The organism is Streptomyces sp. TOM-9 (genome assembly GCF_056858595.1).
Map to the genome: position 1 here is coordinate 8,734,592 of NZ_JBXEQB010000001.1, position 22,579 is coordinate 8,757,170.

The window sequence follows — 22,579 nt, forward strand, 5'->3', positions numbered from 1 at the left end:
CCGTCAGGAGCGGGCGACGATCGCCTCCTTCGCGGGCGTGTGCCCGGCCGCGCTCCGGCGGGGCACCAGCCATGCGGCGAGGACCGCCCCCAGTCCGGCGAGAGCGAGCACGCCGAAGCCGTACGTGTACCCGGACTCGGCGGGCAGTCCGCCCTCGCCGACGCGGGCGCCGACGATCCCGCCCATGAGCGCGGCGCCCAGGGCGCCGCCGATGGTGCGGAGGTTGGCGTTGACACCGCCCGCCACTCCCGTCTGCTCGGGGCGGACGGCGGCCACGACGACGTTCGACATCGTGGCGACGGCTCCCCCGAAGGCGGCGCCGAGCAGCACCATCGCGACCACCACCTGCCACGCGCGGTCGTGCCGGAAGGCGAGCCCGGCCAGCGCGACCACGTCGAGCACGGCCGCGGCGGTGAGCACCGTGCGCGCGCCGAGCCGGCGCGTCAGTCGCACCGACACCGGACCGGAGACGGACATCGCCACCGTCATCGGCAGCAGGAGCAGCCCGGCCCGGGTGACGCCCGCCCCGAAGCCGTAGCCGCTCTCCGGGGGGCTCTGCAGGAAGGCGGGCATGAAGCCGAGCACGGCGAAGACGCCCGCGCCGAGCAGCAGCGAGACCAGATTGGTGGTCCACACCGCGGGGACGCGCAGCATGCGCAGGTCGACCAGCGGGCTCGCGGAGCGGCTCTCCGTCACGACCCAGGCCGCGGCGAGCGCGACGGCCGCGACCAGGGGGCCGGTCACCCTGCCCGACGACCACCCCCACGCCGAGGCCTGGGTCAGCGGTACGAGCAGTGCGAGCAGCCAGCCGGCCATGAGCAGGGCGGACACCCAGCTGACGGACCCGTCGTTCCGGGACGGCGAGGGCGGCACCACCAGCCGTGCCGCCACCGCGGCGACGGCGGTGAGGGCCATCGGGACCCAGAACAACGCCCGGATGCCCAGGGCGTCGTCGAGCGGTCCGGCCAGGACGACGCCGATGCCGCCGCCCACCGCGGTCAGCGCCGACGCGAGACCGATCGCGCCGGGGATCCGCTCCCGTGGCAACTCGTCGCGGATGATCCCGAAGGCGAGCGGCAGGACGCTGCCGCCGATGCCCTGCACGGCCCGTCCGGCGATCATCACGGTGATGTCCGTGGCGACCGCCGAGAGCAGCGAGCCCGCGGCGAGCGCGGCGAGTGCCACGACGAGCATCCGGTCCTTGCCGTACCGGTCGCCGAGGCGTCCGACGACGGGTGTGAAGACGGACGCCGACAGGAGGAAGGCGGTGACGACCCAGGTGATGAGCGTCTGTGTGGTGCGCAGTTCCTCCTGCAACCGGGGAAGCACCGGGTTGATCAGCGACTGGAGCAGGGCGAACGTGAAGACGCCCAGCAGGACGACGGCCAGGACGGCGCGCGGGCGCGCGGGACGCGGGGGAGCAAGGGGTGGCATGGGGCCTTCTCTGCGAACGGGTGCGGGTTCCGCCGGTTCCGGCGCCCGGGAGGTCGGGCGGCACTCGGGCCCCGGAGAAAGATGCCAAGCAGATCTTATGTAGGTAAGATGATCTGTCAAGCAGACTATATGCGGCACCGAGGTGAATTAGGGTGTCCTCGTGACTTCACAGCGCAGCCTCGGTGCGGAGGTACCGGAGAGCGGACCGTCCGGACTGGACGGCGACTTCGGCTTCGCCATCGGCGCGGTCTTCCGCGCCTACGCGAAGGCGGTCGACGCCGCTGTCGGTGACATCCCCGGGGGCCCCCGCGGCTACTTCGTGCTCGCGGCCGCCGTCTCGGGCGAGGCGGGCAGCCAGAAGTCCCTCGCCGAACGCCTCGGGGTCGACCGGACGGTCATGACCTACCTCCTGGACGACCTGGAGGAGGCCGGTCTGGTGGAGCGCAGGCCCGACCCCGCCGACCGCAGGAGCCGGCACGTGTTCGCCACCGAGCGCGGCGCCGAACGCTGGGAGGGGTTGCGTGCCCGGGTCGGCCTGGTCGAGCAGCAGCTGCTCGGCGTGCTGCCGGAGGAGTCGCGGGAGGCGTTCCACGGCATGTTGTGCACCCTCGCCCGTCATGTGACCGGGCGCGACCCGATGGTCGACCCCTGCCAGGTGGTCGTCGAGTTCGGCATCGCCGAGGAGTCGGCGCGGGCACCACGCCGCGGACGGCGGCGTCCCGCGAACTGACCGTCAGGGGTGCCGTGGTGGCGCCCCCGCTCCACTGCTGCCGCCGCCGTCCGTCCGGATGGCGGCGGCTTCGTCTTGGAGGGCCGAGGAATGCGTGCGCCCACAGATGTGCTGCAATATATATTGTTTGCGAGGCAGATAAGCTGTCCGGCAGCATACTTAGAGGGGCGAGGTCATGCCCGACCACGGTCACGAGCTCCTGCTCGGCACGTTCATCACCCCGACCGCCCACGACCCCGCGCAGGCCGTGGCCCTGGCCGAACTCACCGAGGCGTCGGGCCTGGACGTCGCGACGTTCCAGGACCACCCCTACAACCCGGACTTCCTCGACACCTACACGCTCATGACCTGGGTCGCGGCGCGGACGAGCCGGCTGCGCGTCTCGGCGAACGTCACGAACCTGCCCCTGCGCCCGCCCGCGATGCTCGCGCGTACGGCGGCGAGCCTGGACCTCCTGTCCGGAGGGCGGTTCGAACTCGGCCTCGGCGCAGGCGCCTTCCCCGACGCCGTGCACGGCATGGGCGGCCGCCGCCTGACGCCGGGCCAGGGGACCGAGGCGCTCGAGGAGGCCCTCGACGTCATCCGTGGCGTGTGGGACGGCGACGCTCCCGGCCCCCTGCGCTTCCAGGGCCGGCACCACACCGTCCCCGGGATGAAGCGCGGCCCGCGCCCCGCCCACGACATCGGCGTCTGGCTCGGCGCCTACAAACCGCGGATGCTGCGCCTGACGGGCCGTAAGGCCGACGGATGGCTGCCCACCCTGGAGTACCTGCGGACCCCGGGGATGGCGGAGGCCGGCAAGACGATCGACGAGGCGGCGCTCGCGGCCGGCCGCGACCCCGGGGAGGTCCGGCGCCTGCTCAACGTCCTCCGGGTGGACTTCTCCCCGGTGCGGCGCGGCCACCTCCAGGGCCCGCCGGCGCAGTGGGTCGAGGAACTGCTCCCGCTCGTCCTGGAACACGGTTTCTCCGGCTTCTTCATCGGCCGGGACGACCCGCACGTGATCCGAACCTTCGGCGAGGAGGTGGCGCCCGCGCTGCGCGAGGCCGTCGCACGCGAACGGGCCGCCGCGGGCACGGGCACCGCCCCGCGGCGCCCGGCGGTCACCCTCGCCGCGCGCCACGACACGCTCGACTACGACGCCGTCCCCGAGTCCCTGGCCGGCAAGGTCGTCGAACCGGGCGACCGCGGCTACGAGGACGTGCGCCACACCTACACCCGCACCGGATCGCCCGCCCTGGTCGTCCGTGCGGAGAGCGCCGACGACGTGGTGGCGGCCCTCGCCTACGCGCGCGGCCAGGACGCCGCCGTCGCGGTGCGCAGCGGCGGTCACGGCATCAGCGGCCGTTCCACGAACGACGGCGGGGTCGTCATCGACCTCTCCGCGATGAACGCCGTCGAGGTCCTCGACCGGTCCACCGGCCGGGTCCGCATCGAGCCCGGCGCGCGATGGGGGGACGTCGCACGCGCCCTCGCCCCGTACGGCCTGGCCATGAGCTCCGGCGACTACGGCGACGTCGGCGTCGGCGGGCTCGCCACGGCGGGCGGCATCGGCTACCTGGCCCGCAAGTACGGCCTCACCATCGACCACGTCACCGCGGCCGAGATCGTCGTCGCCGACGGCCGCAAGCTCCGCGTCGACGCCGGGCACCACCCCGACCTCTTCTGGGCGATACGCGGCGCGGGCGGCAACTTCGGCGTCGTCACGGCCTTCGAGCTGGAGGCCTACGAGGTCGAGGACGTCGCCTACGCCACGCTCGTCGTCGACGCGACCGACACAGCGGACTTCCTGATGGAATGGGGGCGTCTGGTGGAGGCCGCCCCGCGGGAGATCAGCAGCTTCCTGTCGCTCTTCCCGGGACGGCGCGGCGCGCCGGTGACCGCGCGGATCACCCTGGTGTACGCGGGCGACGACGTCGAGGAGGCGCAGCAGGCCCTCACGCCGTTCCTGGGCACCGGGCCGGTCCTCGATCAGCAGGCCCAACTCGCCCCGTACCACGCGATCGTGGCGCCGACCGGAAACCGGCACCGCGGGCAGGGCCTGGAGGACACGCGCAGCGGACTGCTCGCGCACATGACCCGCGAGGCGGCGGAGACCGTCGAGGCGATGATGAAGTCCGGCGACCTCCTCATCATGCAGTTCCGCTCGATGGGCGGTGCCGTGCACGACGTGCCCGCCGACGCGACGGCCTGGTCGCACCGCACCCAGGAGTTCTCCGTGCTCGCCGCCACCGCGCCGGACCTCGTCCCGCGCATGAACGCCCAGTGGGCCCGTCTGTACCCGCACTTGGACGGCATGTACCTGAGCTTCGAGACGGACACCGACCCGGCCCGCCTCCAGGACGCCTTCCCCGAGCCGGCCCTCACGCGGCTGCGCCGGACCAAGGCCGAGTGGGACCCGGGGAACGTCTTCAACCGCAACTTCCCCATCCCGCCCGCCACGTCCTCCGACGGCGGCACGGCCGGACGGTAGGCCCACGGCCGCGATCGCCCGGGCCGCTGAGGGGTCCTGAGCGACGCCATCCGGAGTGGGTTCTCCGGTTGGTAGGCTGGGCGTATGGCAGCGACCGAGAGCCCCCGATCCGCAGAACGGGGACTGCGCGCGGACGCCGTGCGCAACCGGCAGCGGATCGTGGCGGCCGCGCGTCAGATCTTCGAAGAGCGGGGCCTGGACGCGCCGTTGGACGAGGTCGCCGAGCGCGCCGGGGTCGGCGCCGGCACGCTCTACCGGCGCTTCCCGACCCGCGAGGAACTGGTCGAGGCCGCTTTCGCGGAAGAGCTGACGCAGGTGGGAGCCATCGCCGAGGAGGCGCTGCTCTGCGAGGACCCGTGGACCGGCTTCACCACGTTCGTCGAGCGGCTGTGCGGGGCCATGGCGGCCGACCGCGGCATCAGCGACCTGCTCGTCCTCAGGCTTCCCAACTCGCGGGTGGCCGCCGGCTCCTGTGAGCGCCAGAACCGCGCCGTGGGCGAACTCGTGCGCCGGGCACAGGAGGCCGGAGCCCTGCGCGAGGACGTCGTTCCGGAGGACGTCCTCCTGTTCCTCATGGCGAACGCGGGCGTCATCGAGGTGACCCGGGGCGCCGCCCCCCACGCGTGGCGGCGCCTGGTGGCGTTCCTGCTGGAGGCGTGCAGGCCGGTCCACACCGGTCCGTTGCCGGCCGCGCCGACCCCGATGCAGACCCAGCGCGCGCTGCTGGGGAACGCGGAGGCCAAGGGCCTGCGGGCGCCGGGCCGCGAGGGCCGCGGCCTCGGCTGACCGTACCGCCGGGCCTGTGCGGTGTTAGGTGCGTCACGGCGGAAATAAGTGGAGAGCCAAGTCCGGTTACCTGATCGGAAGACGAAGTCGACGCGCCGCCGTGGCGACGCGGACCCGGCTGATCAGGAGGCCGCCGTGAACCCATCCCCATCCGCGAGAGATGGCTGGACGGCACTGGGGCAGGACGCGGCGCACGTGCTCGACCGGATCCACGCCGTGGCCCCCTGGCCGCTGATGGCGGTGACCTTGCTCTGGCTGTCCCACCGGCAACCCGCGGTCTACGTCCGCGTCGCCGTCGCGTTGCTGCTGTCGAGCGGGGCCGGGCTCGCCCTCTCCGCGTCCATGGGGCGCGTGCCGGTGCGCGGGGCGTCTCCCGCCCGTGACTACCTGGCGGACTACTTCGCGCTGCCCGGCGCGGGGGCGGGCTGGTACCTGCTGACGGCGCTCGCGGTCGTCGCCACCGTCCCGGCCGTCTGGGCGCGGATCGCCGTGGCGGCGATCGCCCTGTCCTCGGTCACGGCGGCGGTGGCGACCGCCGACGACCCGGTGGCGGGCGCCCTGCTGGCCGCGGGCGTGCCGGTGCTCGCCTGGTTCACCGCACGCCACGTGCCGTACCGGCGGGGGGCGCGACGCGCACCCGAAGCGGCGCCGCTGCGGCAGGCGGGCTGACGGCCATGCACCTGGACGGCCTGATCGAGGCAGCCGGATGGTGGTCGTACGTCGTCGTGTTCGCCGTGACGGCGGGGGAGACCAGCGCGTTCGTCGGCCTGCTGCTCCCCGGGGAGACGGTCATCCTCCTCGCGGCCGCCATCGCGGGCCGGGGGGACCTGGACCCCCTGCTGCTGGCCGCCGCCGTGGTCACCGGCGGCATGGCCGGTGACAGCCTCGGCTTCGCACTGGGCCGGCACTGCGAGCGGCACCCGGGCACGTGGCTGCACCGGATACGGCCCGACAGCCGGATCGGACGCGCCCAGCACTTCCTGCTGCGCCACGGCGGGGCGGCGGTGTTCACCGGCCGGTTCGTCGGTTTCGTCCGTACCTTCCTGCCGTTCGTCGCGGGGGCGTCCGGCATGCCCTACCGCCGCTTCTTCGCCTACAGCAGCGCCGCGTCGCTGGTCTGGGGCGTCGGCAACGTGCTGCTCGGCTACTTTGCCGGCGCGGCCGCCACGGAACTGCTGCACCGGGCCGGTCTCGTCGCGATCCCCGTGCTCGTCGCCGCGGGTGCGGCCGCGCTGGTCGCCACCCGGCTCGTCGCCCGGCACCGGCGCGGGAGCGCACGCGCCGCGTCGAGGATCGTGGCGTCCGGCGGGCGCGCCCCGCGGACACCGGAGCAGGACCCCGCGGGCACGTACAGCTCCGCACGGGAGTCGTGAGCGACCGCGTTCACGGTCCGACCCGGGACCCCGGCGCGAGGCCGGTTGGTACTCTGCGCCTCCGCGCGGCAACGGGGGGGGACGGATGACGGCGGAATCGGGAACACGGGTGCCTCCGAGACCCTGGTCCAGGGGGATCGGGTTCGGCATCCTCTACGGCGGGCTGACCTCGGTGGTCTCCGTCGTCGCCATCGGCAGGGCATGGGCCGCGTGCGACGTCGGCGTCAACGCGGCCGCGAACTCGTTGACGCTGCTCTTCCTCGCGCCCCTCATCTGGGTCGCGACGGCGATCCCATGGGTCGTCCTGCACGGCACCCTGGGACGACGCCACCGACGGGCGGCACTGGTCGCGGGTCTGGCCTTCACCGTCTGGTTCACGTGGTTCCTGGTGACGTGGCTCGGCATGCCGGACTCCTACCCGAGCCCCTGGTGCACGGACAACGTCCCGCCGTGGTGGCCGAGTTACCTTCCCGCGTGAGGCGGCCCCCGGTGGGCTCCCCGCCAGGGAGACCGGTGCCAGGGGAGGGGATACCGCACGCACGGTGATCCCTCTAGGATCCCCGCGTGCCCGAGACAGAGATCGTGACATCCGGTGAGCGCCCCGACCTCCGTCGGCAGGTGAAGGACGCGCTCTGGGGCGGGTGGCCGGAGTTCATCCTGCACGCGCCGTCCTCGGCCGTGTACCGGCGCCGGGCGCTGGCGTACTTCCCGCGGTTCGACGTGCTGCTGCTGGACGGCGGGGAGGTGGTGGCCGGCGGGGCGGGGGTGGCGTTGCGCTGGGACGGGGACGTCGGCACGCTGCCGGACGGCTACGACGGCGCGATGGCCGCCGCGGTGACCGGGCACGAGGCCTCCGTCGTGCCCGACACCCTCTGCATCATGGTCGCCACCGTGCGTCCGGACCGCCTCGGCGGCGGACTGGCCGGCACGGTGCTCACGGCGCTGCGCGACCGCGCCGTGGACGCCGGACTGAGGCGGGTGATCGCACCGGTGCGGCCGACCCTCAAGGCGCGCTACCCGCTGGCGCCGATGGAGGACTTCGCCGGCTGGGCGCGCCCGGACGGGCTGCACCTGGACCCCTGGATCCGCACCCACCAACGGCTCGGGGCGACGGTCCTCGCGCCCGCGCCGCGCTCCATGGTGATCCCCGGCACCGTGGCCGAGTGGGAGTCGTGGGCCGGCATGGCCTTCCCGCGGACCGGCGGTTACGTCGTCCCGGGAGCCCTCGACCTCGTGGAGATCGACCGTGAGCGGGACCAGGGCGTCTACGCCGAGTCCAACCTGTGGATGCGGCACCTCTAGCCGCTCCCGGCGGCAGGCTCAGGCGGCGCTGACGAGGTCGTCGCGGCCGAACAGCGGGGCGTAGTCGCACGGCAGCTGGTGGAGGACCCGCGTGGTCAGGTCGCGTCCGGCCAGGCGGGCGACCACGGCGAGTACGGTGCAGCTGTCCCAGCGTGCCGTGGCGGTGCTGCCGCCGGTGCGGGCGGCCAGGTCCTCGACGAAGGCGCCGCAGGTGATGGGCCGGATCTCCGGGATCTCGGCGGTGAAGACCAGCGCCGCCTCGACCGGCAGGCACGCGGCCAGGGCGACGCGTTCGTCGCCGATGAGCCGGCGGCCCAGGGCGGCGAGCACCGCCCGCACGGCCTCCTCGGCCCGCTCCCGGGTGGGGTAGACGCCGTCGTACCGCACCCGCTCCAGCATGTGGTCGAACGTCATGGACGCCGTGGGCCGACCCGGTTGGGGCTGGGGGGACATCGGAGGACCTCCGCGGTGGGTGGGCGTGCCGGCCGGGGGGTCCGGCCGTTCCGCCCCCGTCTACCCCGGAATCCGCGGTGTATGACTGCCGGACCGCCATGAGGACGGTACGGCCCGAAGGCCGTGAAGCGGAGCAAGGCCTTCTGCCGTCGTAAGTCTTGACCTGCGCACTACAAAACCGTACATTCCGCCTGCCCGGCCGCTCCGGACGGGCTTCCGTTCGTCGACCTTGGGGGGTTCCGCATGCACTGGTACGTGGACGTGCTCAAGAAGTACGCCGTCTTCGGCGGGCGCGCGCGCCGCACCGAATACTGGATGTTCGCGCTGTTCAACGTGGTGATCAGCATCGTGCTGGTCCTCGTCGGGCGCGCGATCGACTTCAACTTCCTCCAGTCGGTCTACGCGCTCGCGGTGCTGCTGCCCGGGCTCGGCGTCGCCGTCCGCCGCCTGCACGACACCGGGCGGTCCGGGTGGTGGATCCTGATCGCCCTCGTCCCGGTCGTCGGCGCGATCGTCCTGCTGGTGTTCTTCTGCACCGAGGGCCAGCCCTCCGAGAACCAGTACGGCGCGAACCCGAAGTTCAGCGGCGCGCCCGCCTGATCTCCCGCCTGATCTCCGCGTGGTGAGGGGCCCCTTCCGGCCGGGCCGGCCGGAAGGGGCCGCGTGCCGTCCGGGCCGTGCGGTGTCTGAATTCGCCGGTCGGGGGGTGTGGGGGGATGCTGGTGTATATGAGTACGCGCGTTCCTGCGGATTCTGTGCCTCGGGCGGAGTTGCCCGGGTGGTCGCCGATGCTGGCGGTGGCGGGGCCGTTGCCGGGGCCGGGGGCGGAGGCGGAGTACGGTTTCGAGCCGTTGTTCAACGGTGCCCGGGTGCTGGTGTACCTGCCGGGGGACGGTGAGGTGCGGTTGGTGTCGGGGATCGGGCAGGACGTGACGGCGGGGTATCCGGAGTTGCGGGGGTTGCCGGGGTCGTTGCCGCCGGGTCTGGTGGGGGTGCTGGACGGGGAGATCGTGGCGTTGGGGAAGCATGGTGGGGTGTCGGTGGAGCGGTTGCAGCGGCGGATGAGTCTGCGGCATCCGGCGGCGGTGGCGGAGGCGGCCGAGGCGATGCCGGCGCAGTTGGTGGTGTACGACATCCTGCACTTGGGGGAGCCGGTGTTGCATTCGCCGTACACGGCGCGGCGGGCGTTGCTGGATGATCTGGGGGTGTCGGGGCCGCATGTGGTGGTGCCGCCGTACTGGCCGGCGATGGCGAGTGAGGCGTTGCACTACATCCGTCAGGAGGGGTACGACGGTGTGGTGGCGAAGCGGTTGACCAGTACGTACCTGCCGGGTCGCCGCAGCCGTGACTGGATCAAGGTCAAGAACCTCCACGCCGACGACTCCTGACCCCCACCCGGGCCGCCGCGACCGGTGACCGCCGGGCCCGGGGCGCCCCACACGCCTCCCGGGCCCGGCCCGCCCGCGGTCACCGCCGACGGGTGATCGTCTTGTGCTCGACGTAGCCGGTCAGGCCCACCGACCCGTACTCGCGGCCGATGCCGCTGGCCTTGTAGCCGCCGAACGGGCCGTCGAAGCTCATCGGGGAGCCGTTCAGGGTGACGGTCCCGGTGCGCAGCCGGCGGGCGACCGCCAGCGCACGCTCGGGGCTCGTGGTCCAGACGCCCCCCGACAGGCCGTAGTCGGAGTCGTTGGCGATCCGCACCGCGTCGTCCTCGTCGTCGTAGGCGATCACGACCAGCACGGGGCCGAAGATCTCCTCCCGGGCGATGCGCATGCCGTTGTCGACGTCGGCGAAGACGGTGGGAGTGACGTAGTTGCCCTCCTCCAGCCCGCGCGGTACCTCGGGGCCGCCGGTCACCAGGCGGGCGCCCTCCTCGATGCCCAGCTTGATGTAGTCGATCACGCGCTGCTGCTGGTCACGGCGGATCATGGGGCCGATGAAGGTGTCCGGCTCGGAGGGGTCGCCGACCTTCAGGGACTCCACCATCTCCTTCAGGGCCGTGACGACCTCCTCGTAGCGGCTGCGCGGCGCCAGGATCCGGGTCTGCAGGATGCAGGCCTCGCCGTTGTTCGCCAGGGAGCCGAAGCGCAGCCCCTGCATCACGGCGGGGAGGTCGGCGTCGTCGAGGATGACGGCCGCGGACTTGCCGCCCAGTTCGAGGCTGACCCGCTTGAGCTGCTCGCCGGCGATCGAGGCGATGCGCCGTCCGGCGCGGGTCGAGCCGGTGAAGGCGATCTTGTCGACGTCCGGGTGCGAGACGAGGTGCTCGCTGGTCTCCCGGTCCGCCGGGAGGACGCTGAGCACGCCCTCGGGGAGGCCCGCCTCGTGGAAGAGGTCCGCCAGCAGCATCATGCTCAGCGAGTTCTCCGGGGAGACCTTCAGCACCACGGTGTTGCCGGCCAGGAGGGCCGGGGTCAGCTTGGCCGTGGCCGCGGAGAAGGGCGAGTTCCACGGGATGACCGCGGCGACCACGCCGATCGCCTCGCGCCTGACCACGGTGTCGAAGTCCACCGAGGGGTCGGAGGGTTCGAGGACCTCCTCCCAGCCGAGTTCGGCGGCGGCCTTGAGGTAGGCGTCGACCTGGCGGGTCAGGAACGGCTGGCCGGCCCTGGTGAACCAGCCCGCCGAACCGTTCTCGGCGGATATGGCCGCGGCGATCTCGTCGGCACGGGCCTCGCGCAGCGCGTTGACCCGGCGGATCACCTCCTGCCGCTCCTTGGGGTCGGTGCGCGGCCACGGCCCGTTGTCGAAGGCCTCACGCGCCGCGGCGACGGCGGCGTCCACGTCCGCGTCGGCTGCCTGGGCCACCCTGCCCAGGACGGACTGGTCGTGGGGGGAGCGGATCTCGAGGAGGAGGTCAGGGTCGCTGGGGGTCACCCAGGAGCCGCCGATGAAGAGCCTGTCGCGAAGGGTCATCAGTCACGTCTTCCAGTTGCGGGGGCAAGGTGGGGCAAGGGCAAAGCGGGGGGCGGGGGTACGGGGGTGCGGGGTCACGCGGAGCCGGAAGCGACCGGGTGGTCCGTGGAGCGGCTGAGGTGCGCCCACGTCCTGGCCTCCGTCAGACGTGCCTCCTCGGCGTCCAGTGCGATCTCCAGCGCGTCGCTGCCGAGCAGCAGGCGGCGCGGGGGCTCCTCGGCGCCGACGACGTCGACGATCGCCCGGGCCATGCGGGCCGGGTCGCCGGGCTCGTTGCCGCTGTAGGCCGCGAACCGCTCCTGCCACCGCCCGACGGTCTGCTCGTAGTCGGTACCGATCGGGCCTGAGGTCAGCGCGGCGCCGGCGGCCCAGCCGGTGCGGATGCCGCCCGGCTCCACGATGGTCACCTTGATGCCGAGCGGGGCCACCTCGTTCGCCAGGACCTCGGAGAAGCCCGCGACCGCGAACTTGGCGGTCTGGTACGCGCTGAGGCCGGGCGTGCCGCCGACCCGGCCGCCGATGGACGAGATCTGCACGAAGTGCCCGGAGCGCCGGCCGCGCAGGACGGGCAGCGCCGCCCGCGTCACGTTGACGACCCCGAAGAGGTTCGCCTCGATCTGGGCCCGGAACTCGTCCTCCGGGAAGTCCTCCACCGAGCCGTTGGTCGCGTAACCCGCGTTGTTGACCACGACGTCGAGGCCGCCGAAGCGCTCGACCACCGCCGCGACCACCTGCCGGGCCTCCGCGGGCGAGGTGACGTCCAGCGCGAGGCTCTGGAGCCGCTCGGGGTTCGCCGCCGCCAGCTCCGCCAGCGCCTCCGGCTTGCGCGAGGTCACCGCGACCCGGTCGCCCGCCTCCAGCGCCGCGACCGCGAGGGCCCTCCCGAGGCCCTGGGAACCACCGGTGATCAGCCACGTACGTGCCATGGGACGTTCCTCCTGTCCTGCGACGAGCGCTCTCGGGCCGGGGGACGGATCCGAGGTCACTGTCGAAGCTCTTCGATTAACTGCAACATCAATGTAGCACTATGCCCGGCCGATGCAGCGGGTGTGATGGTGATGTACGTCTAACTGCGACTCCCTGTTACCATGACGCCATCATGAGAGCCGATGCCGCACGTAACCTCGCCGTGGTCCTGCGCACCGGGGCCCGGCTGCTGGCCGAGGACCCCGGCACGTCGATGTCGGCCATCGCCAGCGCGGCGGGGGTGGACCGGACGACCGTCCACCGCCGCTTCGCCACGCGCGAAGCCCTGCTCAACGCCGTCTTCCACGCGAAACTCGACTCCGCCGAGCGCGTCCTCGACGAGGCGCGGCTCATGGAGGCGCCCGTGGGCGTGGCCCTCCACCGCTACGTGGAGGGGATCGTCCCCGTCAGCCGTGAGTGGCCCGTCGACACGCGCCGCATGATGCGGCAGGACCCCGACGCCGACCGCCGGCGTGCGGAGCAGAGCGCGCGGCTTGACGCCTTCGTGCGGCGCGCCGCGGACGAGGGTCATCTGCGCCCCGACGCCTCCCCGGAGTGGGCGAGGGCGGTCCTCGACCAGTTGGTGGACACCGTCGCCCACCGCTTTCCCGAGGTGGAGCCCCCGCGGGCTGCCGACCTCGTGGTGGACGCGTTCCTCAACGGCTTCGGCCGCTCCTGATCCTCCGGGCGGCCGGAAGCGCGGCGGTCACAGTCCGAGGGCGATGGCGGTGCGGGTGAGTTCGGCGGTGCTGTAGATGCCGAGCTTGGTGCGGATGCGGCGGAGGTAGGCGTCGACGGTGTGCTTGGACAGTCCCATGTGGCGGGCGGTCTGGAGGTAGGTGCGGCCCGCGGCGATGTGGCGGAGGGTCTCGCGTTCGCGGGGGGCGAGTTCGGGGACGTCGCCGCCGGTGCCGGCGGTGTCGGCGTCGGGGCTGGGGTCGGCCTGGGGCGTGGCGGGTGCGGAGCTCATGGCGGTGTCCTTCGGCGGTTCGGCGGCTGCGGTCCCTGCTCACGCCCTCGGTAGCAGGAGGTGGATGTCCGATTGGGGCGTTTTGCCCTCCATGGACCACTTTCGCGCTGCGAGGTCATGACCCCGTCCGCCGACTGTCACAGACGTGTCACACCATGCCCGCGGGGCCGGCCCAGGGGGCCGCCTGCCCGCCGACACCGCCGCCCACGGGGGAAGTCGGAGGGCCGGTCAGTCGAGGGGCGGAACGGCGTCCACGTCGAACGGCTCCGGAAGCGGCACGCAGGCGTCGGGGTCCGGCAGCTGCTGCGCCGTCCAGATGCACTTGCCGTTCGGGGTGTAGCGGGTGCCCCACCGCTGGGACAGGGAGGCGACGAGCTGGAGGCCCCGGCCCCCCTCGTCCGTCTCGGAGGCGTGGCGGATGCGGGGCATCGTCAGGCTGTCGTCGGAGACCTCGCAGACCAGGTCGATGTCCCGCAGCAGCCGCAGCGTCATCGGGCCCTTCCCGTGGCGGACGACGTTCCCCACCAGCTCACTGGCGAGCAGTTCCGTCGTCGGCGTCAGCTCCTCCAGACCCCACGCGGACAACTGCTCCCGCACGTGCCCGCGGGCCATCCCCGCCGCCCGCGGGTCCTCGGGGAGCGGCCAGCAGGCGATCCGCTCGGGGGCGAGCGCGTGGACGCGGGCGACGAGGAGCGCGATGTCGTCGCTGGTGGTCCGCCCTACCGGGAGCAGCCCGCAGATGAGGGCGTCGCAGAGCGCCCCCAGGTCCTCGGCGTCCGCGTCGGCCAGCAGGCGCGCCAGATCGCCCAGGCCCTCGTCGATCTCGCGCTCGGAGGACTCGACCAGCCCGTCGGTGAACAGCACGAGCAGGCTCTCCCGGGGGACCTGCAGTTCGACGCTCTCGAACGGCTGCTCCGCGGCCCCCAGGGGCGGGTTCGGCGCCGCCTTCGGAAAGCGCACGGTGCCGTCGGGATGGACGACCGCGGGCGGGGGGTGTCCGGCGCGTGTGACCGAACAGGTGCCGGTGGTCGAGTCGTAGAGCACGTAGAGACAGGTGGCGTAGGAGTCCGCGCCGAGTCCGCCGACGATGTCGTTGAGGTGCCCCATGATCTCGTCAGGGGGCAGTTCGAGACCGGCCAGCGTGTGGACGGCCGTGCGCAGGCGTCCCATGGTGACCGCCTCGGACAGGCCGTGGCCCATCACGTCGCCGATGACGAAGGCGACCCGGCCGGCGGACAGCGGGATCACGTCGTACCAGTCGCCGCCGACGTCCGCGCCTTGCTCGGTCGGCAGGTAGCGGGCGGCGAGGGTGCACGACGGCAGCGCGGGCAGCTCCTGGGGGAGCAGCGCGCTCTGCAGTTCCCGGGAGCGGGTGTGCTCGGCGTCGTACAGGCGCGCGCGTTCCAGGGCGTGGGCCACCAGGGCGCTGATGGCGCTCAGCAGGGTGCGCTCCTCGTCCGTCAGGCGCCGCGGCTGGTCGAAGGCGACCACGCAGACGCCGAAGGTGAGCCCGGAGGCGGTCAGCGGCAGGAAGGCCCAGGACCCCTTCCCGGTCAGGTGCGGGCGGTCGGACATGGCCGGGTACCGCGCCGCGTACTCCTCGGCCGAGGAGACGAACACCGGTCCGCTGGTCGAGATGGCGTCCCACACCGGGTCCTTGGCACCCCGGGGACGGCCTTGGAGGTTGTCGAGGAAGGCCTGCGGGTAGCCGACGGACCCCACGTTGTAGGCCCTGCCGTCCTCGAGCGCCTGCACCAGCAGCCCGGTGGCGCCGAACGGCGGCAGGACACGCTGGGCGACGGCGTCCACCACGTCGCGCGAGGTCGTCGCCTTGGCGAGGGCCGCGGTCAGTTCGGCGATCCGGGTCGCGCGTTCGCCCGCCGCTCGCTCGGCGGCGGCGCGCTCGGCCTCGTGCCTGCGCCGGTCGGTGACGTCGGTGAAGTAGAGCGTCACCCCGTCGGGCAGGGGGACCAGCCGGACCTGGTAGCAGGAGCCCGTGTCCGGCATCCGTACGTCGAAGCTCGTGGGCGCCGCCTTGGCCGCGGCCTCCCGGCAGCGCGACTCCAGGCCGGGGATCTGCCGCAGCGACGGCAGCGTCCAGAGCACCCGGCCGAACAGCTCCTCCTCGGAGGAGCCGAGCACGTCCTCGGCCTCCAGGTTGACGAAGGTGATGCGCCAGTCCTCGTCCGCGGAGAGGAAGCCGTCGCTCATGTACCGCAGGGCGCGGCTCAGCGCGTCACGCGCGGACCGCGACTCGTTGCTCTCCCACGCCGTGCCGATCATCCGGTACGGCTCGCCCCTGTCGTCCAGGACCACCTTGGCGCGGGTCTCGGTCCAGCCGTAGCTGCCGTCGGGGCGGCGCACCCGGTACTCGGCCTCGAACACGCCCCGGTCCCGGATCGCCCTCTCGGCGGTGGCGAGCGTCCACCGAAGGTCGTCGGGGTGGACGACCTTCATCCAGCTCTCGACCCGGGGCACGAAGTCGGAGGGGTCGGTGCCGTAGACGGCCATGGCCGCGTCGTCCCAGGCGAGTTCGCCGGTGCGGATGTTCCAGTCCCACGTGCCCACCTCGACGGCCTTCAGCGCCTGCCGCAACCGGCTGCCGCTGGGTTCCTCGTGCGTGGGGCGGGTCGGGGGCGGTGCCTGGTCCACGCGTTCCTGCGCCCAGGCGGTCACCGCCTCGAGGAACCGCCACTGCTCCTCGGTGGGCTCCCCGGCCGAGCCGGTGACGACGGTCAGCGACCCCACCGAGCTCACCCCGTCGGACAGGGCCACGGAGGCCAGTCCCGTGCCGGGCCATCCCTTCGCCGTCCCGGGCCGGCCTGCGCCGGCCGATCCGTCGGCCGCCCACACGCGGCCGTGCCGGCGTACGGCGCGCGCCGGGACCGCCGGGCTCTCCTGGTCGATGATCTCCCAGGGGCGTACGTACCCCGGTGACAGTCCGACCGTGGACACCAGGCGCAGCGCCGACATCGGCCCGCACAGGTGGACCGTGCCGCCCAGCCCGTCCAGCTCGGCGACCGCGTGCTGCAGCGCGAGCCGGAGCACCTCGCCCTCACCGATGCCCTTCTCCACATCGGCGAGGAGCGCCAATCGGTCGTTCACGATGTAAATGTACATTTATGGAGCAAAGCTGGCAGGCGAGGCAGGCCTTACTCCGTGGTGGTCCGGTTCCGCTCGGGCTCCCCGGGGCCGCCGGGGCACGGGGCGCGGTCGGGGGCCTCCTGGACGTGCAGGAGGAAGAGGGCGTTCAGCACGTCGTCCGACATGCCGGCGAGGAGGGCTTCCGGTGTCGTGGCCATCGCGTGCGCGAGGTCGTCGACCAGGTGCGCCAGACCGTCGATGCCGGACTCCTGCGCGCCGGAGGCGGCGTCGGGGCCGGCGGGGCCGTGGGGAGCGGCGGCGTGGCGATGGGTGGTCGTCTGGTTGCTCATGGGCGTCTTCCGAACGGGGCGGGGGGGTGACCGCGGCGGGCGGCCGTGCGAGGTGTGCCGGACACGGCCAAGGTTGCGTCATCGCGGCCGAGCCGGCCACGGAACGCTGTTCCTATGCCTCCCGGTACCAGGCGGGGAGCGGGGGGAGCCGTGTCCTGCCCGGTACGGGCAGGACACGGCCCGGGGTCAGGCGGCCGCGACGCGCTGCGCGACTTCCTTGCCCTTGGTGGTCGCGTCCTCCAGTGCCCGGGTCCACGAGGCCTCGGCCAGCGGGACGAGCTCGGCCATGGCGGGGTTCGAGGCCGCCGCGGTCAGTTCGGGGACGATGAAGTCCAGGTCCAGGCCCATGTACTCGCCGAGGATGGACCGCAGGTAGTTCTGGACGTACTCGGAGGACTCCCGCGGGGTGCCCGGAGCGTAGGAGCCGCCGCGGCTGGCGATGACGGTCACCGGCACGCCCTTCACGCTGGAGGTGTCGCCGGTCGTGCGGCCGACCATGAGCACGTGGTCGATCCAGCTCTTGAGCGTCGACGGGATCGTGAAGTTGTACATCGGGGCGCCGAGGAGCACGGCGTCGGCCTTCTCCAGTTCCTCGATCAGGGCCAGACGGCCCGCGAAGGCCGCCGCCTGTTCGGGGGTGTGCGACGGGGCGTCGACGAAGGCGGCGGAGAAGCCGTGCAGATCGAGGTGGGGGAGCGGGTCCGCGGCGAGGTCGCGGTAGACCACGGTGCCGTCCGGGTGCTGCTCCTGCCATGCGTCGCGGAAGGTCAGCGCGACGGTGCGGGAGCGGGAGTCGGAGCCCGGGTGGAGGGAGGAGTCGAGGTGCAGCAGGGTTGCCATGTGAGTTCCAGGTGCGTCAGACGTGTGCGTGTCCCCGTGGGGCGGCTCCCCGGCGTCATGACGCCGGGGAGCCCGGTGGCCCGCGTCGCCGGGGGGATGCGAGGTGCGGGTCCCACGGCTCCACCGTGATGCACCCGGGTCCCGCGGGCCAAAGAGAGGATTAGCCGCTAACTTTTGGTAAGTACCTGGTCGTGGGGCGATGAACCACCGTCGGTGGAAAGGGAGTCGACCGCGAAGGGAGTGGCCTGCCACGGCCGCCACACGGGCGTCATGGCGCGCCGCAGCGCCGCTCGGCCCGGCCGACGGTGCGTGTGCGGCGGTACGCCGAAGGCTCCCCGGTCCGGAGGAGTCAGGACGGGGAGCCTGGGCGGTTTTCCGCGGAGGGGTGCCGGGGCGCGCGGTGTGCGCGGCAGACGCGCGGCCAACTCAACTCCGGGGCAGCGGAGTTGGTTGTTCCCTCTGGTGTCGGCCCGGCGCAGGCGCATGCGCGGGCGCGGGTCGGTGAGGTCGGGGGCGGGACGGCGCGGGCGGTGTTCAGGCCCGGGCGGTGTTCAGGCCCGGGCGGCCGCGTCGCCGGAGCCGGGGGTGTCGAGCGGGCGGCGGTGGGTGCCCATGCCCCGGACGCCGATGGAGGTGATGCGCTCACCGGCGGGCCGGCCGCGGTGCCGTCCGGTACCGGAGGCGGTGGCCGGGGTCTGCAGGCGCCGTACCGCCACGAAGGCGTTGTTGAGCAGGCCGCCGGACTTCGTCGTCGGGATGGGCATGGTGTTCTCCGGGTCTTTCGGTGTGCCGGTGGCGGCGCGGGTGGGGGAGGGGCGGGGGCCGGTGCCGGTGCCGGGCCGTGCGAGGACGGGGCGGCTCGGCACCGGTGTGGCCTCCTGCCTGTCGGCGGGGCGTGCGTGGCCCGGCGGGGTGTGCCGGATCCGGTCGCGCCTCAGCGGACGGGCCCGTGGCCGTGGGACTGCCAGACGGTCACCCAGTGGCCGTGGGACCAGCGGGCCAGGCGGTGGCCGTCGTACCGGTAGAGCTTGCCGTCGTACCCGTACCAGTACTGCACCTGGTGGTGGCCGTAGTCGTAGTGGTGGCGGGTGACCTCGTCGTTCCAGCGCCGGTCGTCGTTCCCGGTGCGGTCGCCCGTCCTGTCCCACGTCGTGCTGCTGACGCTCACGGCCTGCCGGTCCTGGCCGGCGGGCCGGGGGGCGGCGGAGGCGGAACCCGTGGCTCCGAGCAGGGCGGTGCCGGCGAGTGCCACCGAGGCGGTGGAGGTGGCGATGATGCGCGTCCACTTGTTCATGACTGGTGTCTCCTTGCTGTGCCCCGGTGTGCGGGGCGTCGGACGACGGTCCGGCCGGTTGGGCCGGTCCCCGTCGTGCGGGGGCGATTCCGTGGTGCTGCCGGGGCGGGGCGCCTGGTTCGCAGGTGCTGGTTCCGCGGGGCCGGCGTCGCTGTGGATCGCTGGTGAATGGAACCTAACAGATGATTGAGGAGGGTCAATCATTTATGGGATGTGACCATCGCCTCGCGCAAGGAATCGGGAGAAGTGGAATAACGGGGCACGAACGACCGCTGGGGGCGACCTCGTCCGTGGGGGCGTGGTGGGGGTCGCGGTCGCTAAATCGTTGAAGTTCATGGATTACCCATCGATCACGATGGTTGGTGGCGCGCTATCATGCAGGCATGGCAGTGAACGAGATCGCGGTTGAGGGTGCTGCCGGCGGCGACCCGCTGGAGCAGCTCGGTTTCCTGCTGGCCCGGCACGGCGCCATCGCGAACGGCCGCGTCCAGCGCGCCTTCGCTTCCTGCGGCCTCACACCGCGGGCCGGAGCCACGCTGATGCTGCTCGGCGGGTGCGGGTCCATGGGGCAGCAGGGTCTCGTCGCGGCGCTCGAGGTGGATCCCAGCATCATGGTCGCGATCCTCAACGACCTCGAGTCCGCGGAGCTCGTCGAGCGCCGTCGCGACCCGTCGGACCGTCGCCGGCACATCGTCGCCATCACGGACCGGGGGCGCGGCGTGCTGGCCGAGGCCCAGGCGGCGGTGGAAGAGGTCGAGCGGGGGCTCTTCGGGGACTTGTCCCCGGAGGAGGTCACGGCGCTCCGCGGCCTCCTGGCCCGGGTGCGCACCTCGCCGGGCGACGAGCTCTGCGCCGAGGAGTGACCCGCGGGCCCGGCCGGCGCCCGTCCGCGCACGGGGACGGGAACAGCACCCCCGGTGGCCGGAGGTGCTGGTGGTTTCGGGTCGGTGGGACGTAGGCGATGCTCAGTCGAAGATCACGCCGTTGTTGACGGTGCCGTTGTTGATGTTGGTGGAGTTGTTGTCGCCGACGACGATGATGATGCTGCCGTTGCCATTGGCGTTGGGGCGGTTGCCGCCCTGGTTCCAGCCGCCGCGCCCCCAGCCCTCGTCGTCGTGGCCCCGGCCTCCGCCGTGACCGCCGCCCCGGCCGGACTCCTTCGCGGTGGCCGCGTGCGCCTCGGCCGGCGCGGTGGCGGCGAACGCGGTGGTGGGGAGCAGCGCCCCTCCCGCGGCCAGGGTGGCCACGGCGGTGAGGGTGACGAGGCGCTTCGTGCGGAGGGTGGGGGCCATGGTCGTCGTCCTTCGTGAGCGGGGGTGGAGGGGGTTCCGGTGGTGGTCCGGTGGGCCGCCCCTGGGGGGTGGAACCCGATGTCTCCAGTAAGCCGGGTACGGCGCCCGGCGTCATGTCGCTGCAATTCGGGACTTGACAGGAATTTTCGGCTCGGGATATAAGCTGCACGCCCGGTCCGCTCTCAGCCTGTGACCATCCCGGCGACCAGGTTGATGGTCGTGGCCAGGATGCTGGTGCCGAAGACGTACGACAGCAGCGAGTGCCGCAGCACCGTCGCACGGATCGCCGGGCTCGAGACGTCCGTGTCGGAGACCTGGTAGGTCATGCCCAGGTTGTAGCTGAAGTAGAAGAAGTCCCGGTACGTCGGCGGGTGCGGGGAGTTGAAGTCGATCCCGCCCGCCGCGGCCGTGTAGTAGAGGTACCCGTAGCGCGCGGCGTACATCAGGTGGAGCGCCGCCCAGGCCATGAACACCCCGCTCAGCGCGGTCGCCGCCGCGGCGTGATCCTTGTCGGTGCCACCGCGCAGGAGCAGGACGACGATGGCCAGCAGCCCGCACAGGGCCGCGGCGACGACGACCAGCTCCTCGACGACGGGGCGGAAGTCCTCCCGCCGGGCGTTGCGGTGGGTGGCGGTCGCGTCCATCGGCCACAGCACGAGCCAGCCCGTCACGACGAAGACCGTCTCCGTCGCCGCGATCCCGGCGAGGACGCCCAGCGACGCGTCCGTCAGGACACCGACGACCACGCCGGTCACCGCGCCGACGACGATCGCGCCTGCCAGCCGGGGGACCGCGGAGAGCGGCGAACTGGTCCTCATGCCGCATCACGCTACAACCCGGCGTCCGCGGCCCGTGGCAGCGGCACTTGGGATCGCCCGGAGGGTGCAGCGGCGCCCCGGCCCGTGGGCACGGGCCGGGGCGCCCGCCCTCAGCCGAACTGGCCGGGCCGGTAGTCGCCCGCGGGCTGGCGGTTGATGACGTTGACGCGGTTGTAGGCGTTGATGACGGCGATGAGGCCGATCAGGGCGACGAGCTGCTCCTCGTCGTAGTGCTTGGCGGCGTTCGCCCAGACCTCGTCCGTGACGCCGCCGGCGGCGTCCGCGATGCGCGTGCCCTGCTCGGTGAGTTCCAGGGCGGCGCGCTCGGCCTCGGAGAAGACCGTGGCCTCGCGCCAGGTCGCGACGAGGTTCAGGCGCACCGAGGTCTCACCGGCCGCGGCGGCCTCCTTGGTGTGCATGTCGGCGCAGAAGGCACAGCCGTTGATCTGACTGGCGCGGATCTTCACCAGTTCCTGGGTCGCGGCCGGCAGCCCCGACTCGACGGGCACCTTGCCCGCCGAGTTGAGGTGCTTGAAGAACCTGAGCGCGAGGTCGTTGCCGAACAGGTTCACGCGGGCTTCCATGGTGGGCTCCTCTTGCGTGGTGACGGTTACGCAGCCATGACGGACGGGCCGGCGGAAACGTGACGCGGGCACGGATGTGACGTGGGTCCCACCGCGGGTAGCGTCGCCCCCATGGCTGACGAGGAATTCCGGGACCCGCGGCTCGCCGCGCTGTACGACGCCCTCGATGACCCCGGCCGCGGCGACCTCGACGCGTACACCGCGTTGGTGCGGGAGTGCGACGCGCGCCGGGTGCTGGACATCGGCTGCGGGACGGGGGTGTTCGCCCTGCGCCTGGCCGGCCTCGGCATCGAGGTCGTCGCCGTCGACCCGGCCGGGGCGGCCCTCGACGTCGCCCGGGCCAAGCCGGGCAGTGGGCGGGTCCGGTGGATCCGCGGTGACGCGACGGTGCTACCGCCGCTGCGCGTGGACCTGGCGACGATGACGGCCAACGTCGCCCAGGCGATCGACGACCCCGCGGCGTGGCAGGACACCCTGCGGGGGGCGTACGAGGCGCTGCGGCCGGGCGGCCGCCTGGTGTTCGAGACCCGGGACCCGGCGAAGCGCGCATGGGAGGGCTGGAACCGCGAGGCCTCGCACCGGGTGGTGGACGTGCCGGGCACAGGACCGGTGGAGCACTGGGTCGACCTGCTCGACGTCAGCGGGCCGCTGGTGACGTTCCGTTGGACCTACGTCCTGGCCGCCGGCCGGGAGGTGCTGACCTCGACCTCCACTCTCCGGTTCCGGGAGCGGGAGGAGGTCGAGGCGGCGCTCACCGCACAGGGGTACGACCTCGACGAGGTGCGGGACGCCCCGGACCGGCCCGGCCGGGAGTTCGTCTTCCTCGCGCGCCGTCCGGAGGCGTGACCGGCCGGGCCCGTACGGGCCCGACGCGTACGGGCCCGACGCGCACGGGCCCGACGCGCACGGGC

General features: G+C 73.0%; 25 protein-coding genes. 12 read left to right on the forward strand and 13 right to left on the reverse strand.

The features are described from left to right. Positions 1-3 precede the first annotated feature (3 nt). Complete coding sequence (locus AC1VWI_RS40185) at positions 4-1,434, reverse strand: MFS transporter (protein WP_499515985.1); 1,431 nt, start codon at positions 1,432-1,434, stop codon at positions 4-6. 160 nt (positions 1,435-1,594) lie between these two features. On the opposite strand from AC1VWI_RS40185, the gene AC1VWI_RS40190 reads away from it, so the two are divergent. The 7 genes from AC1VWI_RS40190 to AC1VWI_RS40220 all read left to right on the forward strand — a co-directional run bounded on the left by AC1VWI_RS40190 (position 1,595) and on the right by AC1VWI_RS40220 (position 8,098). After that, entirely contained in the window at positions 1,595-2,164 is a 570-nt protein-coding gene (locus tag AC1VWI_RS40190; protein ID WP_499515986.1) for a MarR family winged helix-turn-helix transcriptional regulator, read from the forward strand. Between the two features lie 175 nt (positions 2,165-2,339). Further along, entirely contained in the window at positions 2,340-4,637 is a 2,298-nt protein-coding gene (locus AC1VWI_RS40195) for an LLM class flavin-dependent oxidoreductase (RefSeq protein ID WP_499515987.1), read from the forward strand. A gap of 84 nt (positions 4,638-4,721) precedes the next feature. Next, the gene (locus AC1VWI_RS40200) at positions 4,722-5,423 is read left to right on the forward strand and encodes a TetR/AcrR family transcriptional regulator (protein WP_499515988.1); all 702 of its coding nucleotides are present in this window, start codon (positions 4,722-4,724) and stop codon (positions 5,421-5,423) included. Positions 5,424-5,558: 135 nt separating this feature from the next. Then, a complete protein-coding gene (locus AC1VWI_RS40205) occupies positions 5,559-6,092 on the forward strand; it encodes a hypothetical protein (RefSeq protein WP_499515989.1) in 534 nt (177 codons plus the stop codon). A 5-nt stretch (positions 6,093-6,097) separates the two neighbouring features. Continuing rightward, complete coding sequence (locus AC1VWI_RS40210) at positions 6,098-6,796, forward strand: DedA family protein (protein WP_499515990.1); 699 nt, start codon at positions 6,098-6,100, stop codon at positions 6,794-6,796. Positions 6,797-6,905: 109 nt separating this feature from the next. Further along, positions 6,906-7,274, forward strand: coding sequence for a hypothetical protein (locus tag AC1VWI_RS40215; RefSeq protein WP_499515991.1), 369 nt, complete (start codon positions 6,906-6,908; stop codon positions 7,272-7,274). 86 nt (positions 7,275-7,360) lie between these two features. Next, entirely contained in the window at positions 7,361-8,098 is a 738-nt protein-coding gene (locus AC1VWI_RS40220; RefSeq protein ID WP_499515992.1) for a hypothetical protein, read from the forward strand. Positions 8,099-8,116: 18 nt separating this feature from the next. Here AC1VWI_RS40220 and AC1VWI_RS40225 read toward each other — a convergent pair whose 3' ends face one another. After that, positions 8,117-8,512, reverse strand: coding sequence for a DUF2267 domain-containing protein (locus AC1VWI_RS40225; RefSeq protein ID WP_499515993.1), 396 nt, complete (start codon positions 8,510-8,512; stop codon positions 8,117-8,119). Positions 8,513-8,794: 282 nt separating this feature from the next. On the opposite strand from AC1VWI_RS40225, the gene AC1VWI_RS40230 reads away from it, so the two are divergent. Beyond that, positions 8,795-9,151: a DUF805 domain-containing protein gene (locus AC1VWI_RS40230; RefSeq protein WP_499515994.1), complete on the forward strand. Its 357-nt coding sequence runs from the start codon at positions 8,795-8,797 to the stop codon at positions 9,149-9,151. Positions 9,152-9,339: 188 nt separating this feature from the next. Next, on the forward strand, positions 9,340-9,939 hold the full coding sequence (locus AC1VWI_RS40235; protein ID WP_499509137.1) for an ATP-dependent DNA ligase: 600 nt from the start codon (positions 9,340-9,342) through the stop codon (positions 9,937-9,939). A gap of 79 nt (positions 9,940-10,018) precedes the next feature. Here AC1VWI_RS40235 and AC1VWI_RS40240 read toward each other — a convergent pair whose 3' ends face one another. Together AC1VWI_RS40240 and AC1VWI_RS40245 are read right to left on the reverse strand one after the other, a co-directional pair. After that, complete coding sequence (locus AC1VWI_RS40240) at positions 10,019-11,470, reverse strand: aldehyde dehydrogenase (protein ID WP_499515995.1); 1,452 nt, start codon at positions 11,468-11,470, stop codon at positions 10,019-10,021. 74 nt (positions 11,471-11,544) lie between these two features. Beyond that, on the reverse strand, positions 11,545-12,396 hold the full coding sequence (locus tag AC1VWI_RS40245; RefSeq protein ID WP_499515996.1) for an oxidoreductase: 852 nt from the start codon (positions 12,394-12,396) through the stop codon (positions 11,545-11,547). A 173-nt stretch (positions 12,397-12,569) separates the two neighbouring features. Between AC1VWI_RS40245 and AC1VWI_RS40250 the strand changes: the two genes are divergently transcribed. Then, entirely contained in the window at positions 12,570-13,115 is a 546-nt protein-coding gene (locus tag AC1VWI_RS40250) for a TetR/AcrR family transcriptional regulator (protein WP_499515997.1), read from the forward strand. A gap of 27 nt (positions 13,116-13,142) precedes the next feature. Here the strand turns inward: AC1VWI_RS40250 and AC1VWI_RS40255 are convergent, their stop codons facing one another. From AC1VWI_RS40255 to AC1VWI_RS40280, 6 genes are all read right to left on the reverse strand, one after another. Continuing rightward, a complete protein-coding gene (locus tag AC1VWI_RS40255) occupies positions 13,143-13,406 on the reverse strand; it encodes a response regulator transcription factor (protein ID WP_499515998.1) in 264 nt (87 codons plus the stop codon). A gap of 228 nt (positions 13,407-13,634) precedes the next feature. Next, entirely contained in the window at positions 13,635-16,511 is a 2,877-nt protein-coding gene (locus tag AC1VWI_RS40260) for a SpoIIE family protein phosphatase (protein ID WP_499515999.1), read from the reverse strand. A 47-nt stretch (positions 16,512-16,558) separates the two neighbouring features. Further along, positions 16,559-16,840, reverse strand: coding sequence for a hypothetical protein (locus AC1VWI_RS40265; protein WP_499516000.1), 282 nt, complete (start codon positions 16,838-16,840; stop codon positions 16,559-16,561). 186 nt (positions 16,841-17,026) lie between these two features. After that, positions 17,027-17,680: an FMN-dependent NADH-azoreductase gene (locus tag AC1VWI_RS40270; protein ID WP_499516001.1), complete on the reverse strand. Its 654-nt coding sequence runs from the start codon at positions 17,678-17,680 to the stop codon at positions 17,027-17,029. Positions 17,681-18,231: 551 nt separating this feature from the next. Beyond that, positions 18,232-18,546 carry a hypothetical protein gene (locus AC1VWI_RS40275; RefSeq protein WP_499516002.1) on the reverse strand — a complete coding sequence of 105 codons (315 nt, stop codon included), beginning with the start codon at positions 18,544-18,546 and terminating at the stop codon, positions 18,232-18,234. A gap of 68 nt (positions 18,547-18,614) precedes the next feature. Continuing rightward, positions 18,615-18,974 (reverse strand): hypothetical protein, encoded by a 360-nt coding sequence (locus tag AC1VWI_RS40280; protein ID WP_499516003.1) that lies wholly within the window; start codon positions 18,972-18,974, stop codon positions 18,615-18,617. Between the two features lie 383 nt (positions 18,975-19,357). Here AC1VWI_RS40280 and AC1VWI_RS40285 point away from each other — a divergent pair, with 383 nt between their 5' ends. Further along, on the forward strand, positions 19,358-19,837 hold the full coding sequence (locus AC1VWI_RS40285) for a MarR family winged helix-turn-helix transcriptional regulator (RefSeq protein WP_499516004.1): 480 nt from the start codon (positions 19,358-19,360) through the stop codon (positions 19,835-19,837). A gap of 102 nt (positions 19,838-19,939) precedes the next feature. Here the strand turns inward: AC1VWI_RS40285 and AC1VWI_RS40290 are convergent, their stop codons facing one another. The 3 genes from AC1VWI_RS40290 to AC1VWI_RS40300 all read right to left on the reverse strand — a co-directional run bounded on the left by AC1VWI_RS40290 (position 19,940) and on the right by AC1VWI_RS40300 (position 21,668). Then, positions 19,940-20,266 carry a hypothetical protein gene (locus tag AC1VWI_RS40290; RefSeq protein WP_499516005.1) on the reverse strand — a complete coding sequence of 109 codons (327 nt, stop codon included), beginning with the start codon at positions 20,264-20,266 and terminating at the stop codon, positions 19,940-19,942. A gap of 182 nt (positions 20,267-20,448) precedes the next feature. Then, the gene (locus AC1VWI_RS40295; RefSeq protein ID WP_499516006.1) at positions 20,449-21,084 is read right to left on the reverse strand and encodes a DUF1345 domain-containing protein; all 636 of its coding nucleotides are present in this window, start codon (positions 21,082-21,084) and stop codon (positions 20,449-20,451) included. A gap of 110 nt (positions 21,085-21,194) precedes the next feature. Beyond that, entirely contained in the window at positions 21,195-21,668 is a 474-nt protein-coding gene (locus tag AC1VWI_RS40300; protein ID WP_499516007.1) for a carboxymuconolactone decarboxylase family protein, read from the reverse strand. Positions 21,669-21,779: 111 nt separating this feature from the next. Here AC1VWI_RS40300 and AC1VWI_RS40305 point away from each other — a divergent pair, with 111 nt between their 5' ends. Then, positions 21,780-22,514 carry a class I SAM-dependent methyltransferase gene (locus AC1VWI_RS40305; protein ID WP_499516008.1) on the forward strand — a complete coding sequence of 245 codons (735 nt, stop codon included), beginning with the start codon at positions 21,780-21,782 and terminating at the stop codon, positions 22,512-22,514. The last annotated feature ends 65 nt before the right edge of the window (positions 22,515-22,579 follow it).

Excerpts from the sequence above, each read along its gene's own strand:
- AC1VWI_RS40240 (WP_499515995.1), bottom strand. The coding sequence starts at position 11,470 with ATGACCCTTCGCGACAGGCTCTTCATCGGCGGCTCCTGGGTGACCCCC.
- AC1VWI_RS40305 (WP_499516008.1), top strand. The coding sequence starts at position 21,780 with ATGGCTGACGAGGAATTCCGGGACCCGCGGCTCGCCGCGCTGTACGAC.
- AC1VWI_RS40295 (WP_499516006.1), bottom strand. The coding sequence starts at position 21,084 with ATGAGGACCAGTTCGCCGCTCTCCGCGGTCCCCCGGCTGGCAGGCGCG.
- AC1VWI_RS40185 (WP_499515985.1), bottom strand. The coding sequence starts at position 1,434 with ATGCCACCCCTTGCTCCCCCGCGTCCCGCGCGCCCGCGCGCCGTCCTG.
- AC1VWI_RS40245 (WP_499515996.1), bottom strand. The coding sequence starts at position 12,396 with ATGGCACGTACGTGGCTGATCACCGGTGGTTCCCAGGGCCTCGGGAGG.
- AC1VWI_RS40290 (WP_499516005.1), bottom strand. The coding sequence starts at position 20,266 with ATGGCCCCCACCCTCCGCACGAAGCGCCTCGTCACCCTCACCGCCGTG.
- AC1VWI_RS40280 (WP_499516003.1), bottom strand. The coding sequence starts at position 18,974 with ATGAACAAGTGGACGCGCATCATCGCCACCTCCACCGCCTCGGTGGCA.
- AC1VWI_RS40270 (WP_499516001.1), bottom strand. The coding sequence starts at position 17,680 with ATGGCAACCCTGCTGCACCTCGACTCCTCCCTCCACCCGGGCTCCGAC.
- AC1VWI_RS40285 (WP_499516004.1), top strand. The coding sequence starts at position 19,358 with ATGGCAGTGAACGAGATCGCGGTTGAGGGTGCTGCCGGCGGCGACCCG.
- AC1VWI_RS40200 (WP_499515988.1), top strand. The coding sequence starts at position 4,722 with ATGGCAGCGACCGAGAGCCCCCGATCCGCAGAACGGGGACTGCGCGCG.
- AC1VWI_RS40255 (WP_499515998.1), bottom strand. The coding sequence starts at position 13,406 with ATGAGCTCCGCACCCGCCACGCCCCAGGCCGACCCCAGCCCCGACGCC.
- AC1VWI_RS40195 (WP_499515987.1), top strand. The coding sequence starts at position 2,340 with ATGCCCGACCACGGTCACGAGCTCCTGCTCGGCACGTTCATCACCCCG.
- AC1VWI_RS40300 (WP_499516007.1), bottom strand. The coding sequence starts at position 21,668 with ATGGAAGCCCGCGTGAACCTGTTCGGCAACGACCTCGCGCTCAGGTTC.
- AC1VWI_RS40225 (WP_499515993.1), bottom strand. The coding sequence starts at position 8,512 with ATGACGTTCGACCACATGCTGGAGCGGGTGCGGTACGACGGCGTCTAC.
- AC1VWI_RS40235 (WP_499509137.1), top strand. The coding sequence starts at position 9,340 with ATGCTGGCGGTGGCGGGGCCGTTGCCGGGGCCGGGGGCGGAGGCGGAG.
- AC1VWI_RS40265 (WP_499516000.1), bottom strand. The coding sequence starts at position 16,840 with ATGAGCAACCAGACGACCACCCATCGCCACGCCGCCGCTCCCCACGGC.
- AC1VWI_RS40210 (WP_499515990.1), top strand. The coding sequence starts at position 6,098 with ATGCACCTGGACGGCCTGATCGAGGCAGCCGGATGGTGGTCGTACGTC.
- AC1VWI_RS40230 (WP_499515994.1), top strand. The coding sequence starts at position 8,795 with ATGCACTGGTACGTGGACGTGCTCAAGAAGTACGCCGTCTTCGGCGGG.
- AC1VWI_RS40250 (WP_499515997.1), top strand. The coding sequence starts at position 12,570 with ATGAGAGCCGATGCCGCACGTAACCTCGCCGTGGTCCTGCGCACCGGG.